Annotated in this window: 14 protein-coding genes and 3 pseudogenes; 9 read left to right on the forward strand and 8 right to left on the reverse strand. The window is 70.3% G+C overall.

Annotation, left to right across the window (positions count from 1 at the left end):
• Positions 1-176: 176 nt before the first annotated feature.
• A pseudogene (locus tag ACIQUT_RS22285) lies at positions 177-490 on the reverse strand (VOC family protein).
• Between ACIQUT_RS22285 and ACIQUT_RS22290 the strand changes: the two are divergent.
• From ACIQUT_RS22290 to ACIQUT_RS22300, 3 genes and pseudogenes are all read left to right on the forward strand, one after another.
• Positions 470-604, forward strand: a pseudogene (locus ACIQUT_RS22290) (HTH domain-containing protein); the annotation flags it as partial. The pseudogenes ACIQUT_RS22285 and ACIQUT_RS22290 sit on opposite strands and share 21 nt — an antisense overlap.
• Before the next feature lie 30 nt (positions 605-634).
• On the forward strand, positions 635-1,381 hold the full coding sequence (locus ACIQUT_RS22295) for a helix-turn-helix transcriptional regulator (RefSeq protein ID WP_403565073.1): 747 nt from the start codon (positions 635-637) through the stop codon (positions 1,379-1,381).
• A gap of 266 nt (positions 1,382-1,647) precedes the next feature.
• A complete protein-coding gene (locus ACIQUT_RS22300) occupies positions 1,648-2,199 on the forward strand; it encodes a transposase (protein ID WP_403564965.1) in 552 nt (183 codons plus the stop codon).
• Here the strand turns inward: ACIQUT_RS22300 and ACIQUT_RS22305 are convergent.
• Positions 2,093-3,163 (reverse strand): DUF4034 domain-containing protein, encoded by a 1,071-nt coding sequence (locus ACIQUT_RS22305; RefSeq protein ID WP_403564967.1) that lies wholly within the window; start codon positions 3,161-3,163, stop codon positions 2,093-2,095. The genes ACIQUT_RS22300 and ACIQUT_RS22305 overlap by 107 nt on opposite strands.
• A gap of 149 nt (positions 3,164-3,312) precedes the next feature.
• Between ACIQUT_RS22305 and ACIQUT_RS22310 the strand changes: the two genes are divergently transcribed.
• Positions 3,313-3,528, forward strand: coding sequence for a hypothetical protein (locus ACIQUT_RS22310; RefSeq protein ID WP_403564969.1), 216 nt, complete (start codon positions 3,313-3,315; stop codon positions 3,526-3,528).
• Between the two features lie 210 nt (positions 3,529-3,738).
• Here the strand turns inward: ACIQUT_RS22310 and ACIQUT_RS22315 are convergent, their stop codons facing one another.
• Positions 3,739-4,032 (reverse strand): TniB family NTP-binding protein, encoded by a 294-nt coding sequence (locus ACIQUT_RS22315; protein ID WP_403564970.1) that lies wholly within the window; start codon positions 4,030-4,032, stop codon positions 3,739-3,741.
• A 171-nt stretch (positions 4,033-4,203) separates the two neighbouring features.
• Between ACIQUT_RS22315 and ACIQUT_RS22320 the strand changes: the two genes are divergently transcribed.
• The 3 genes from ACIQUT_RS22320 (at position 4,204) to ACIQUT_RS22330 (ending at position 6,736) form a co-directional block, all read left to right on the forward strand.
• On the forward strand, positions 4,204-4,623 hold the full coding sequence (locus ACIQUT_RS22320; RefSeq protein WP_403564971.1) for a hypothetical protein: 420 nt from the start codon (positions 4,204-4,206) through the stop codon (positions 4,621-4,623).
• A gap of 141 nt (positions 4,624-4,764) precedes the next feature.
• Entirely contained in the window at positions 4,765-4,992 is a 228-nt protein-coding gene (locus ACIQUT_RS22325) for a hypothetical protein (RefSeq protein ID WP_403564973.1), read from the forward strand.
• A gap of 790 nt (positions 4,993-5,782) precedes the next feature.
• A complete protein-coding gene (locus ACIQUT_RS22330; protein ID WP_403564975.1) occupies positions 5,783-6,736 on the forward strand; it encodes a C40 family peptidase in 954 nt (317 codons plus the stop codon).
• A gap of 192 nt (positions 6,737-6,928) precedes the next feature.
• On the opposite strand, the gene ACIQUT_RS22335 is transcribed toward ACIQUT_RS22330, so the two are convergent.
• The 3 genes from ACIQUT_RS22335 to ACIQUT_RS22345 all read right to left on the reverse strand — a co-directional run bounded on the left by ACIQUT_RS22335 (position 6,929) and on the right by ACIQUT_RS22345 (position 7,996).
• Complete coding sequence (locus ACIQUT_RS22335; RefSeq protein ID WP_403564976.1) at positions 6,929-7,165, reverse strand: LysR substrate-binding domain-containing protein; 237 nt, start codon at positions 7,163-7,165, stop codon at positions 6,929-6,931.
• A 32-nt stretch (positions 7,166-7,197) separates the two neighbouring features.
• Positions 7,198-7,407, reverse strand: coding sequence for a hypothetical protein (locus tag ACIQUT_RS22340; protein ID WP_403564978.1), 210 nt, complete (start codon positions 7,405-7,407; stop codon positions 7,198-7,200).
• An 88-nt stretch (positions 7,408-7,495) separates the two neighbouring features.
• The gene (locus ACIQUT_RS22345; RefSeq protein ID WP_403564979.1) at positions 7,496-7,996 is read right to left on the reverse strand and encodes a hypothetical protein; all 501 of its coding nucleotides are present in this window, start codon (positions 7,994-7,996) and stop codon (positions 7,496-7,498) included.
• A 406-nt stretch (positions 7,997-8,402) separates the two neighbouring features.
• Between ACIQUT_RS22345 and ACIQUT_RS22350 the strand changes: the two genes are divergently transcribed.
• Positions 8,403-9,944, forward strand: coding sequence for an AMP-binding protein (locus ACIQUT_RS22350; RefSeq protein WP_403564980.1), 1,542 nt, complete (start codon positions 8,403-8,405; stop codon positions 9,942-9,944).
• A gap of 141 nt (positions 9,945-10,085) precedes the next feature.
• Here the strand turns inward: ACIQUT_RS22350 and ACIQUT_RS22355 are convergent.
• Positions 10,086-10,382, reverse strand: a pseudogene (locus ACIQUT_RS22355) (transposase); the annotation flags it as partial.
• A 90-nt stretch (positions 10,383-10,472) separates the two neighbouring features.
• Positions 10,473-10,997 carry a VOC family protein gene (locus ACIQUT_RS22360; protein WP_403564982.1) on the reverse strand — a complete coding sequence of 175 codons (525 nt, stop codon included), beginning with the start codon at positions 10,995-10,997 and terminating at the stop codon, positions 10,473-10,475.
• Positions 10,998-11,904: 907 nt separating this feature from the next.
• Between ACIQUT_RS22360 and ACIQUT_RS22365 the strand changes: the two genes are divergently transcribed.
• Positions 11,905-13,641, forward strand: coding sequence for an immunity 49 family protein (locus tag ACIQUT_RS22365; RefSeq protein WP_403565075.1), 1,737 nt, complete (start codon positions 11,905-11,907; stop codon positions 13,639-13,641).
• The last annotated feature ends 64 nt before the right edge of the window (positions 13,642-13,705 follow it).

Genomic DNA, 13,705 nt, shown 5'->3' on the forward strand with positions numbered 1-13,705 from the left:
TGCATCGCCCTGGCCCTGATGCATGGCTGGAAGATCCCCACTCCGATGCCATGGAGTCTGAGGCCTCCTCGGCCCATCCAGCGCCCTCGACCCTGAACGTTGACCATCAGGGAACTGCGGTCAGAGCCCTGGTGGAGCAGGATCTGCCGGAGAGCCGAAGGCGGTGCGGGAAGGGCTCAGATTCCGTGCGTCGACAGGCAGAAGGGATGACCCGCCGGGTCCAGGAGCACCCGCCACACGTCGGGCCGCGGCTGGAAGGAAGGCAGGACGGCACCCAGGGCGAGCATCCGCTCCTGCGCGGCGTCCAGGTCGTCGACGCCCAGTTCGAGGTGGGCCTGCTTGCCGTGGGCGGGATCAGGCCAGGCCGGAGCCTTGTAGCCGGCCTGGCGGACGAATCCAGCCCCGGGGCTCCCTCCCGTCCCAGCAGGACAAAGTCGTCACTCCGGTACAGCACGGGAAGGCCCAGGGCATCACCGTAGAAGCGGGCCAGCTCAGCCGGGTCAGGACAGCCGAAGTCGAAGCGGTCACCGACCGCACAGTCCGCCGGGACATCGCCCGGCTTCGGGACCTGGGCTACGGAGTCGAATCCGCACCCGGCCCCTGGGGCGGCTACAGGCTCAGCCCCGGCGCCCGAATGCCACCGCTGGTGCTGGACGACGAGGAGGCCCTGGCCGTCGCCGTCGCCCTGCGCGAAGCCGCGCTCAGCGGAGCCCTCGGCACCGGGCAAGCCGCCCTCTCCGCGCTGCTCAAACTCCGCCAGAGCCTGCCCACACACCTCGCGGAGCAGCTGAACACACTGGACGGGACCCTCGAACACACCCCCCGCTCCAGCGAACCGCAGATCGACACGCTTCTGCTGCTGGAACTGGCGCGAGCCTGCCACAGCACACTGCGCGCCACCCTCTCCTACCGGGACCACGCCGACCGGGCCTCTGTGCGAGCCGTCGACCCGTACCGCCTCGTCCATACCGGCCTGCGCTGGTACCTGGTCGCCCGGGACGTCACCAAACAGGAATGGCGCACATTCCGTGCCGACCGAGTGGTGAGCGTACGCCCCACCACCGAACCGGCCGACCTGACCGATCCACCCGACGCCGCAGCACTGGTCTCCCAGGGGATCGCGAGCGTCGTCTACCCCGTATGCACGACGATCCGCCTTCCGCTTCCCCTGGACCGCGCCCTGCAGAAAGTCCCACCCACCATCGGCACACACAGCCCTGATGGCCCCGAAGCCACCGTGGTTCGAATCGGTGGCAACAGCACCGACCAACTCGCCGCCTACCTCCTCAGCCTGGCCATCCCCCTCACCGTGCTATCCCCCGACGAGGTACGCCAAGCACTCATCCGCCGCGCCCGTGCTCTCCTGGCAGCCAACCGCTGACAGCGACGAGCAAGGCGAAGAACATCACAATCCCCAAGAGACTTCACCGCGAGCGTGTCTGGTTGTCGAGCAGCTGCTCGACAAGGTGATGCTTCGGGGGCGGCGCTGCTGGGTGAGGGCGGGCTGCTGACGGAGACCACCAGGCCGTTCTGGAGCAGGCTCTGGAAGCCGAGACGAGTGAACGCCTCGGCTACGAACGCGGAGATCCGGCGGGGCACGGGTCGGGGAACTCCCGCAACGGGCCTCCTCCGATACGGTCCTGACCGATGCCGGCGCGGTCACGCTGGCGGGTACCGCGGGACCGCAACGGCGACTTCGAGCCGCGTCTGGTTCCGATCAACGCCCGTCGGCTCGAGGGGTTCAACGACCGGATTCTTTCCCCCTACGCCCGCGGGATCAGCGTGCACGACTTCCGCTCCCACCTGGCCCAGATCTACGGGGTAGAGATCAGCCCCGATCTGATCGGCAAGGTCACTGATGCTGCTGTGGAAGAGCTCGTGACCTGGCAGAACCGGACTCTCGATGCCGTCTGGCCGATCATTTGCATCGACGCCTTGCGGGTGAAGATCCGCTCGGGCTCGGTGACCTCGAATCCGGTCCACCTGGCCGTCGGCGTGGACGTGGACGGCCGCAATGACGCCTTGGGCCTGTGGGTCGGAGCCGGAGGCGAGAGAACCGGCACCGCTTGCCCGACGCGGTCACCGCGGACTGTTAGGGGCGGCCTGAGTGGAGGGCCGCCAGGCCGCGGGCGTGGTCGAACGCTGCTGCGGCATCCTGTCTGTCGGTCCAGGGCGCCGCTCCGCACCATCCGCCGATGAGCCGGAACTGTGCCAGGGCCTCCGCGTACCGACCCGTCTTCACGAGTACGGCGGCGTACAGGTGCCGTATCGCGGGAAGCCGACGGTCTTCCGGATCGGCCTGGGCCAGGTCGGCCTGAACGCGGGCGAGCACGGGCCTGGTGACCCATGTGCGGTAGGCCGCCTCGCCGTCCTGGAGGGCGGCTTCGTACACGGCATGCAGGTAGATGCCCGAGATCAGGCTCCCGGCCGGAGCGGACCCCGCCGCCTGCTTGGCGAATTTGAACATCAGCTGGTGGGAGCCGTGCCACTTCGCGCACCAGTACTGCAGGGCATGCCAGTGCGCGTCGTAGTGCTGCGGCGCACGGTCCGTGACCTCGCTCCACAGGCGGCGGAACTCGTCGTGAGAGAGGCCGAGTCCACGCGCGGCGGCGACCATCGTGACCCACGGTGACGGATCGCTCGGTGCCAGCCTCGCCGCCTCCTGGGCGGCGTACATGGCGGTCGGCAGCAGCTCGCCGAACAGCGCTACCTGCTCGTCGGAAGTCTGCTTGATGTCCTTCTCGCCGCGCGCAGCCCAGGCGCGGAGCAGCAGGGCATGGGCGTGTACGACGACGGCGTCCGCGTTCTGCGGCTGCCTGGCGCGCCAGATCCGCAGCCAGCGCTCGTCCTCCACGGCCAGATCCGCGAACACCTCGACGAGCCGCCAGCGCTCCGCCCAGTCCTGGCGTTCCGCGCTGTCTGCGAGGATTGCGGCCGCGGGTTCCCACTCGCCGTTCAGGGCAGCTTCGACGGCGAGGCGCAGCGCGGGCTCGTCACGGGGCGGGCCGGAACGCCGGGTGTCGAGCTGCTCGCGGGGGATGAGGCCGTAGGCGGAGGCGTCGAAGTGCCGAGCCTTTCGGTTGCGAACGGCGAGGCGGGTGGTGTGGACGCCCGCCCAGAGGAGGACGACCAGGCCGACAGCGGAGATGATGTTCGTGAGCACAAAGCGTGATCATCCCTGGTCGGGGTCACGATAAGCGAACGCTGCGGCAAAGTACCGGACTCGTTTCGGTCTCGGGTTCGCCCATCCCCTCCGATGTCCGCAGCCGTGGTGACCAGGCGGGCTCGACGCCCGTATTCAGGGGCGTGGTGGTGGCCTGGCTGCGCGTGGTCGGGAAGCCGGCCGTCCCTGCTGCTCTGCCGTCGGGGCTGCTGGTGGTACGCGGACCCGGGGTGCGGTCCGGGGCGGTCCGGTTGGCGGACCCGGCGCTGGTCCTGGCCGAGGACGCGGGCGGGGAAGACCGGGTGTCCGGCTGGTCCACGCCGGAGGACGCCGATGCGCTCGCCGAGCGCTCGACGGGAGTATGACCGTGGGTGTGGAGCGGCTGACCATGCCGGGGTGCGGCCGTTGGCGGTCCAGGGTTCGCTGGGGTCGCGGGGCGGGAGCGGCCGGGGCGGGCGGGCTGTGGCTGGAGTTGGCCTGGCCCCGCCGCCCTGTGGGGCACCGCTGCACGTGCGAGGGAGTGGTGGGGCCCTCGGTGCTGCACTCGGGCGCGGGCGAGGACTGGTCGAGGGCGTTTACACGAAGGTCGCGGCGCTGGGTTCGGTGAGGTCTTTGAGGAAGTCGGCGGCTTCGGCTCTGGTGGTGGTGCGGGGGTTGAGGCGGTGGATCTCGTCGATGAGGACCAGGCGGACGCCGACAGTGTTGCAGGTGCGGCATACGGCTGTGGCGATCTGTGTCTGGGTCATGCGAGGGGAGACGGGGATGCCGAGGTATCGGTCGAACTCTCCGGCGAAGGCTTTGGCGGTCGCGCCGGGCGGGACTGGAAGGTAGGCGACAGGGCCCGGGCCGGTGGTGTCAAGTACAAGCATGTGACACCGTCGGCCAAGCCGGAAGAGATCTACGCAGGCAACCAGAAGCGGTACCAGGACCAAACTTGGTCCCTCCATCGAGTACCTTCGCGTGCAGGGGAAATCCTGGGAGCAGGTCGCAGAAGGCACGCCGCGTTCCGGTGGCGCCGACCTCGGATTGGCGAAGAGACGATGCAGATCACCATTTCATCGTTCGAGCGGTGGGGTGACCAGGCCTCGTTCGACACGGACTCCGCGGTCCTGGGGCCGATTCGCCGCGCCGCCGGGCCGGACGTGTCCTCGGGGAGCCGTGGCTGCTTCGGCCGGCTCGGCGAGATCCTTGCCGTTCTCTACCGGGTCGACGGAGTGCTCCGGCTGCGCCTGGGCGACCGGGACATGGTCCTCACGGGAGACCTCGCAGCGCGTCACGAACGCGGCGAGAGCATCAACAACCTCACCGTCGGTACCCTCCGGATCGCCTATCCCCGGCCGGTCGAAGAGCTGGACGAGGACGATCCGACGGCGTTCGCGGAACCGGAGGACTTCGACATGGGGTTGTTCCTCGCGAACATCCTGAATGACCCGGACCGCTGCGACCGGACGTATCGGTAGAAACCACCCGTTCCTGTCCGGGCGGCCGCCCGGACACCGGAAGGCTCCGCCCGGAATCATCCGGACGCTGTTGGCGAATCCGGGCCCTGCGTGACCCCGTTGGGGTTGTGCAGGCCGTCGTCGCGTACTCGGAGTGGGTTCGTGTCGTTGCATGAGGTGGATCTGGCGGAGATCTCGGAGGAGACTGCGCGGGTGGCTCGCGCACTGTTCCCGAAGGTGTGTCTGGCGATGCGGGTGCGTGACGTGGTGTCGCTGGCCCGGCTGGCGCTGGCGTCGGTGTTTCAGTTCGCAGAGGGCCTGACCGACCGGCAGGCCCTCTGCGGTGCGCTCATGACTGGGCTGGAAGTACGCCCTTTTCACTGGAGCTGACCGACATCGGGTTCGACTTCTCCGTCCGCCCCGACGGAACAGGCGGGACCCGCGACACCGCCGACGGCCAGGAGCTCTGGAAGGGCAGGGAGTCGGCCTGGAGCCTGAGGCACGATGGCGCCCACGCACACCCGCGGGCCACGGGCGTCCTCGTGGTCTGCCAGTGCGGCTGGGCAAGTGGGCGGCAGCGCCCGACCTGGGACACCCCGCAGAAGACGGACGACCTGCTGCGCCGACAGTGGCGTCATCACACCGAGGCCGCCACGTCGCGGATCCTGCCGGAGCACATCCAGCGCCTGACGAACGCCCTGGAGGACGCCATCACGGGCGCGATGACGCCTTCGGCCGACGAAGACGAGCCCGACAGCGCCCCCGCTGGTCGCCGTGTGGGCGCCGCTCGACGTGCGCCCGGACCTCGCGGTGGGAGGTTTTCCGTGATCGGCTGGCTGGCTGGCCGGCCTGCCAGCCAGCCAGCCGGCAGCGACGGCGACTGCGGCGACGAGTCGGGCATCGGCGTCGATGAGGAACCGGTGGTTGCGTCGAGCGCTGGTGGTTTTTCGACTGCACGGGGGACAAGGGTGCCGTTGACACTCGATGCGCTGTGTGGAGTCCGCAAGGTTCGCAGGCTCGGCACCTTGGACAGAATGGCCCCATGTCCTTGGTGAAGACAGCTCTGACGGCAGCCGCAGTGCTCCTCTCCCTCGCCGCACCGGCCATCGGCACTTCCGCCGACGCCGCCGCGCCCGTTGCGGCGCGCCCCTGCGACGGTGCCCCGACCTGCTACGTCGATGTGGCGGTGGCCCAGGTCTGGGTGAGTCCCGAGCAGGTTCGAGGCGTTGACGCCCCGGCGACGGCCAATCCCGCGGACATCCGCGGCTGGTTGAGGGACATGTCACTGGACGAGCGGCGCGACGTCGCGGGTGAAACGCAGGCGCTGCACGGGACCGAGGTGATGGTCGACGGTACGCAGCGGCACGGGGGACTGCTGTGGGACCACGTATGGGTACGCGGCCAGCCCACGCCCAGGGACCCGGCCGGACGGGGCGCGTACCCCGGCTGGATTCCTGACCGGCAGTTGACATCGGACCGTCGGAAGCCGCCCCGGGGCACTCACGAGGAGCGCGTCGCGCGGCCCACGGTCCGGGGCTTCACCTCCGCCGCAGCCGCGCTCGAGGGTGCCGCTCCGGGGCGGGCGACCGAGTACTCGTACAACACTTCGTTCCCGGTGCAGGCCGGCCCGCTGCCCGGTGTCGTCACGGCCTACGGCAACAGCGGCGGCCGGATCTTCTTCCGCGCCGGTGACCTTGCAGCGGTTCCGGCCGCGCCGAGCGGCGCGGACGTGGTCGCCGCCGCACGCGCGTTCCTGGGCCTGCCTTACCTGTGGTCGGGCACTTCCGGGTTCGGCTACGACTGCTCTGGTCTTACCGGACAGGTGTATTCCGCGCTCGGTGTGACGATCCCGCGTGACGCACAGCCGCAGTTCGACGCGGGCGGCGGGCAGGCGCCCGCCGGTTCGGCCGTAGGCGTGCGGATCAACGGGACGGAGGATCTCAGGCCCGGCGACATCGTGGCCTTCCGCCCCGCCACCGGTGGGGACGTCACCCACGTCGGTATTTACACGGGTACGAGGAACGGTGAACCGATGATGATCAACTCGCCTCGGACCGGTGACGTCGTCAAGGAGGAACCCATCGGCTCCACCGGCCGCGTCTACGTCGGTGCGACCCGCTTCCTCACCCGATAGGAGATGGACGTCCCGGCGACGACGACCGAATCCGGGTCCTCCTCCATCGCACCGAACTCTTCCAGGGGAGGACCAGCCCCATGCGGCCGGGTGGCCCGACGGTTTGTGGAGCCATCCGAAGGAGCGATGGCTGGCGCCCTGGCTGCCGGGCGCACCCCGGGCGGGGCGGATTTCGGCAGCGGTGCGGACGCCTCAGGGTGTTCCAGGCGGCTGCAGGGCGGTGAGGAGCTTGGCTCGCAGGAGCCGTACGGCTGGTGAGCGCTGGTCGTGGCGGGTGATGAGGCCGAGCCGGGCGTGTGTGGCGGCGTCGGTGAGCGGGACGGCCCGCAGTCTGGTGCCCTGTGCTGAGGAGGCGCTGAGGACGGCGGTGCCCGCGCCGTGCTCGGCGAGGCGGAGCGGGGCGACCGGGGAGCCGGCGTCGATGTCCACGCGTGGGTCGAGGCCGAGTCGGCGGCAGGACTCTACGGGGTGATCACCTCCGCGGCCGCGCCCGAGGGCGTGACCGCTCCGACCGCTCCGGCCGGCACCTGGGCGGTCTCCACCACCTCCGGGCCGAGCCGCAGGCCAGCCGGGAACCTGCCGCGCCGGCCACGCTCGCCGCCCTCCTGCCGGCCGCCGAGGAGATCAATGAGACCACCCGCACAGACGTCGACACGGAACTCATTACCCACACGCTGGGCGACCGGCCGATCGGCGCTGCCAGGCGGCGCGGCCGCAGGCCCTCATCCGTGGTGCCGGACGCCGGCGTTCGCTCGCCCGCTACGGTGCCGCTACCTGGGCACACACGACTGATGCGGCCACGAACACGGGAAGCGGCGCGTCGGCAGGGATGCGGTAGTTGAATTGCCACGTGCCTGGATTCAACTGGAAGCTTCCCACCAGGTACTCGGGGTGGCTGGGCTGCGGTGTGGGCGGTGTGAACGTGATGGTCCCGGAGACGGCCTGCCATCCCTGAGGACATGAAACGTTGAGGGTTTCCACCTGCCCGGCGGTGCTCACCACGTTCCGGGTGGCCTGGACGACCGAGGTGCTCAGCTGTGCTCCCACCGGCTGCGGGGTTTGTGTGCTGCCTCCGGAAGCGTGTCCCGTCGTTACCTGGCTGTTGCCGCCTGCGGCGCTGTTGATGTTCTCGTTGCCGCTGTTGAAGACGTTCCCGTTGCCGTTGTTGAAGACGACGGTCGGTGCAGGCGCCGGCGCCGGGTCGGTGCCTGTGGTCGCAACGGCCTGCCCGGCCGTGGCTACCGTCAATGCCGCAGCCACGGCGACGGATGCGAATGCACTGGCTCGTCGAATCACCGGTGATGGCCCTTCGCAGTTCTGGCGGGTAGACGCGACAAGGCTTGCAGGCAAGCCTCCTCAAGGCGCTGAGCAACACGTCGAGGCCCCCTGGACAGCTCATTCTGCCGACGCCGCGATCTTGCGCGACGAGCACGGCCATGGGTTTACGCCGAGTCCTGGGGCCGCCATCGCCGCTGACCGCGCACGCCCTGCCGTCCCTGCCGTCCCTGCCCAGGGGTCCGCTTGGTTTGGTGAAAGGCACTGTGTGCCTGCCCCGGGCGTGGATGAGGGAGCGGGTATTGGCTGGATGTCGGCGTCCGGCTTGGGCTTGTGGATCACTGACCGTTAACCTCCAACCAGTTGCTCAAGTCAACCAATGGGGATCGGTATGGACGACACCACCGAACACTTCCACAGCCACGTGGAAGAGATTCTTGCCGCCCTGGGAAAGGAACCGGGTCGTGAGGCCCTGGTACACCGGGACCGGCTCGTGAGCGCGGGTGAACTGCGCGGCCTCGTCTACGGCATGGCCCGCGCGCTGCGGTCCCAGGGGGTGGGGCGCGGTCAGACGGTCACCCTCCTCTCCGGCAACCTTCCCGAGGCGATCGCCGCCCGCTACGCCGCCGGGCTGCTCGGCTGCGCCGTGAACCACCTCTACGCCGGCCTCTCTGCCGATGTGCACGCCGACATCCTCCGGGACGTTGAGACCCGGGCGCTGATCGTCGACCCCGCCTACCACGAGCGCGCCGCCGACCTGGCCCAGCGGTTGCCGCTGGAGCGGGTACTGGTCCTCGGGGGAGGCCGCGGCGCGGGCCTGGACCTGGTGCAACTCGCCGCCGAGGAGTCCACCGAGGCATTACCGGGCTCGGCGCATCCGCAGGACATCTGCACCATCCGTCATACCGGTGGCACCACCGGTCATCCCAAGGCCATCTGCACGACCTTCGAGCAGTGCGTGTCGATCGGACCGGACTGGTCCGAGGTGGGGCAGGTCAGGGCTCTGGTGTGCACCACACTCGCGCATGCGGCGGGCCTCATGGCGGACGTCACGCTGCACCGCGGCGGCACCGTCGTCCTGTTGGACGAGTTCGAAGCCGGTGCCGTGCTCGCCGCCATCGAGCGCGAACGCATCTCCCACATGTTCCTGCTGCCGCCGCTCCTCTACCGGTTGATGGACCACCCCGCGGTCGACCACACCGACACTTCCAGCCTGCGCATGCTCACCTACGGGGGCTGTGCCTCCTCCCCGACCCGCCTCGCGGCGGCGGTCCGTCGCTTCGGCCCCGTACTGAACCAGTTCTACGGTCAGAACGAAGCGGGCGGGATCAGCATGCTCTCCCCCCAGGACCACGATCCGCTGCGCCCGGAGCTGCTGCGAACCGCCGGGAAGATCTTGGAAGGCGTCGAGGTCGCCGTCCGTGATGCCGACGGACGGCACCTGCCCGCCGGCGGGCACGGCGAGATATGCGTACGTTCCCCGCACGTGATGAAGGGCTACTGGAAGCAGCCCGAGCTCACCGCGGAGGTACTGCGGGACGGCTGGCTGCACACCGGTGACATCGGGTTCGTCGACTCGGACGGCTACGTCACCATCGTGGACCGGCTGAAAGACATGATCGTGGTGGTGGGAGGCCACGTGTACACGGTGGAACTGGAGGATGTGCTGAACTCCCATCCACAGGTCCTGCAGAGCGCAGTGCTCGGAGTCCCCGACGCCAACCTCATGGAGCGGGTCCACGCGGTCGTCGTCCGCACACCAGGCGGCGACGTCGGTGAGAAGGAGCTGCGCGCCATGGTGCGGGACAGGAAGGGCGCCATGTACGAGCCCGCGAGCATCGCCTTCGTCGACGCGCTGCCCCTGACCGACGCGGGGAAGCCGGACAAGAAGCTGCTCCGCGGCCGGGCTGTCGGGCTGCTCGGGTCCCCCTGACCGTGGACGAACCCGTGCCGGGACCGCGCGGAGCGAAGGACGTGCATTGCCGGCCCTGGCGAACCCGTGGCCGGTCATGCCCCAGACCAGTGTTCCCCCTCGCGGTATCGGCTGAGGGACCTCTGGGTCATGAGCCCGGCGAGCCACCGGCTGCTCCACCCCGCGTCGGTGGTGCCACTCCGCACAGCGGCGTGAACGGGGTGGTGGGATTTTTACCCGGTCCTCGGTCCAGGACTCGGGCACACACAGGCCCCGGTCGATCAGCGTGCGGCCACGGGCGGTGGCATAGGCGAGGAAGACGCCGATCTGGCAATTATCCGTCCGCCCGGCCGTCCCGGAGTGCTGCCGCTGCACCCCGGCCGGGCGGAACCCCTTCTCCAGGAATCCGGTGTCGTCCACGATCAGCGCCGCATTCGGGTCCCCGAGGTGCTCGATCACGCGGCGACCGGCTGACTCGCCCCACCGCGGGATGCGGTGGGGCCAGCGGGCGGCCGTGACAAGGAAGCGCCACCGGCGCGGTACGAGGTGTCAGTCGGCCGGCCGCAGCGGGGCACTGGAAATCCCGGACTTGCGCCCGCTGAGCGCGGTGTCCAGCGTCTGCTGCGCCACGCGCATCAACTCGGCGTACTTCGGCTCGGACATACGCTGCCACGCCGTGTCCGGGTCGACGTCCTCGACGTGGCTCATCACCCACCAGATGTTGCCGAACGGATCGCGGACCCGGCCGCCGCGGTCCCCCCATGCACTGTCGCAGACCTCGGTGATCACCTGCGCCCCGTGCGCCACGGCAGCCGCCACGGCCGCGTCCGCGTCGGGGACGTAGACCCGCAGCAGCGAGGGCATCACGGGCCAGTCGGGGCGACGGTCGAAGGCCAGGACGACCGTGTCGCCGACCTTGATCTCCCCGTGTCCGATGCTGCCGTCCTCCACGGGCACCCGGGCCAGTTCCTCACCGCCGAAGGCAGCGGCGACGAAGTCGAGCAGTGCTCCCGTGTCGTCGGTGACCACCCACGGTGCCACGGAGGTGTACCCCTCGGGCGCGGTGTGCTTCATCGGTCTTCCCTTCTGTGGCTCCCTGCGGCCTTCCCGCGCAGTGGGCACGACCATACGGCGCAACCAGGCCAGAACATGTCCTAGTTGGGAAGCGCACCGCGCGTTGCCCTGCCGGACCGTCTGTGGCGGTCGCCGCCGTGGCAGGACGACCCCGGGCCTCACCCGTCACACGGCACATCGGCACACGCCGTGCATACCGGACGCGGCGGAGGGTACCCCCTCCGTACGGGGGAGCCGCGGCCAGCGCTTGCCGCGGTCTGATGGTTTCCGGCCTGCCGGGCACGGGCCAAGACCAGTGCCCCGGTCGAGCATGGGCATCATCGGGGTCTTGGCCGTGTCTGCACGGACTCCCGTGACGGGCTGGTCCTGGGCGGCGAGATTCCCCAACGTCTCGCAGGTCACGTGGGCCGGCGCCGCGGTGCCGTGGCGGCCTCTTCCGGGTGATCGACGGCGCGCGATGCCCGTCCGCGGACGGAGGCATTCGGGACGTTGGCGAACGGCATCTCTCCACGCTGGGACAGGAACAGGGCGGGGCCTGTGGTGACTCAGGCGGAGCGCGGCCACTTCCAGGCGATGGTAGTAGGCCGCCACGGGCGAGGCTTCGGATGGGTAGGCGACCGATGCCATCGCGGTGCAGTGGACGGCGTTCACGCCGCCCGGGTATTGCCGATGGTGGAGGCGTGAACGAGGCCGGCCCGTAACAAGCCGCTGCCCGAGGGGGCCTCTTGGGCGGAGAGGAAGAACTGGGAACGGGCCGTGGACCAGGCCTCCAAGCACCTTGAGGAGGGGCGGCGGTGGGCCGGTGACTGTGCCGTCAGGACCGCGACCCCGGCCCCCGAAGTCGACGACGCGCTGGCGGCGCAGAGATCGATCAAGGAGCAGGGCAGTGCGAATAGAGCGTCACCAGGTGGGCGGGGCCGTCGTGTCGGCAGCACGCGAGGACTTCACGAACCGCATCGGGGGGCAGGTGCGGTCCATGTCGAGGGCCGGCCGGATGACCACCTACGAATGGCAGTCGATCGCCGACGAGTTCCTCGACTACCTCGCCGCCCTCTCGGTCACGACACCCGACCTCGACACCCCGGAGGCCAAGGCCGTCCTCAAGGACGCCGCGGAAGCCGCGGCCGGCGCCGTCGCCTACGCTGCCTACCACCCTCACTGCAGCTTCGGTGTCTACCTGTCGTACGTGAACTTCGGCATGAGCTACGACCCGGGTGACGATGAGCCCGAAGCGAGCGTCACGCCCTGGGAGTGGACCGACGCCCTTTGCCTGACGCTGCTTACGGACCGGGCCACGTGGCACGGTGAGGCCTTCCACTTCGCCCGCAAGAAGTTCGCCGCGGAGGCGCAGGGGACACCCGGCGGCGAGCTCGCCACAGGATTGACGGCCGTGGTCCTGGACGACACCGGCGACGACGAGGACTACCCGCCGAGCGCGCAGGCCAAGCTCGCCGCCGTCGACGCGGCGCTGGACCGCATACGGACCCGCGCCGAGGAGACCGGCGAGCCCCTCCTGGACCGGCCGGACAGCGTGGCACTGCACGCACTGCGCGCCCTGGCCGCCGAGGCCCGGGCCGCCTTCGGCGCCGCGCTGGCCGACCTCCTGGCCAGAGAGACCCCCCTGTACGGCCCTGCGGCCTCCCCGAGCAGCCTGCTCCCGCTCGTCCCCATCGCCCTCGCCGCTCTCGCGTACCGGACGCTGGGCTGGTCGCCGGCCGTGCGCACCGACTACCTTCCGCACGCGCTGGTCACCGGGTTCGAGACCCGAGGCCCCCGGGTCGGCGGGTTCGGCCGGGACCGGCGCCCGGACGCGGTCGCCGCGCTCGCTGCGGGCCCGCTGGTGGTGGATCGGCCCGCCTGCGAGCGGACGGTGAACCCGCAGATCGAGGCCATGTACGACGAGGGCGTCCGGAAAGCCTTCACCGCGGCCGACGGCGAACCGCTTGCCGTCCGGCGGCTCGGCAGCGTCATGGGCGATCAGGAGCGCCTCTTCAAGTGGCGCGCAGGGGACTCCGGCGACGTCAAGGACGCCCAGCTCGCGAACCTCCGGCTGGCCTCCCAGATGGGGGCCGCCCTCTTCCGTGTCGCCCTCGCGGAGCCGGGCACCGAGGCCGAGGTGACCATCGACGGCCGCACGCTGAGCTACCCGGCCGAGCGGGGCGAGGAGGCCGGCGCCGGCACCTGGCAGACGGCCACCGCCTTCGCCCTCATCACCGGCGCACGCGAGGACCTCGCCCCGCTCGTCCTCACCGGCCCCGCCTTCGCCCGCCCGGACGGCTCCGCCTTCAGCGCGTACCGCGAAGCCCTCCACGCCTACCTCAAGGGCGCCGACCCCGAACCGGCCGCGCAGCGGGCGCTGGAGCAGGCCGAGAACGCCGAGGACTGGGGCTTCGCCATGCCGCCGGCCGTGTTGCCGTCGCAGCTCGCGGACGGTGACGAGGAGAGCTTCAACCTGGCCCTGGCCGACGCACTCGAAGCCCACCGCGACTACTACCGGGTCGCGGACCGCGCCGACGACCCGGACGCCGCCGTCGACCTCGACATCCTCGGCCTGGCCTGCCACGCCCGCCGCCGCGGCTGGACCATCCGCGTCGAGTCCCCTTGTCTTCCGCAGGATCTCCTGCGGGCCGCCGAGCCCTTCTGAGGGGGCCGGGCCGCAGCGGAAGTCCTGCCGGCTCTCATGCCGAGGAGTCGAGGAGCCGAGGACG

This window comes from Streptomyces sp. NPDC090445 (assembly GCF_044769385.1).
GTDB lineage: Bacteria > Actinomycetota > Actinomycetes > Streptomycetales > Streptomycetaceae > Streptomyces.

Bases quoted from the DNA above. Each gene is read 5' to 3' on its own strand.
- ACIQUT_RS22295 (WP_403565073.1), top strand. From the start codon at position 635: ATGCCACCGCTGGTGCTGGACGACGAGGAGGCCCTGGCCGTCGCCGTC.
- ACIQUT_RS22300 (WP_403564965.1), top strand. From the start codon at position 1,648: ATGCCGGCGCGGTCACGCTGGCGGGTACCGCGGGACCGCAACGGCGAC.
- ACIQUT_RS22315 (WP_403564970.1), bottom strand. From the start codon at position 4,032: ATGCTTGTACTTGACACCACCGGCCCGGGCCCTGTCGCCTACCTTCCA.
- ACIQUT_RS22320 (WP_403564971.1), top strand. From the start codon at position 4,204: ATGCAGATCACCATTTCATCGTTCGAGCGGTGGGGTGACCAGGCCTCG.
- ACIQUT_RS22350 (WP_403564980.1), top strand. From the start codon at position 8,403: ATGGACGACACCACCGAACACTTCCACAGCCACGTGGAAGAGATTCTT.
- ACIQUT_RS22360 (WP_403564982.1), bottom strand. From the start codon at position 10,997: ATGAAGCACACCGCGCCCGAGGGGTACACCTCCGTGGCACCGTGGGTG.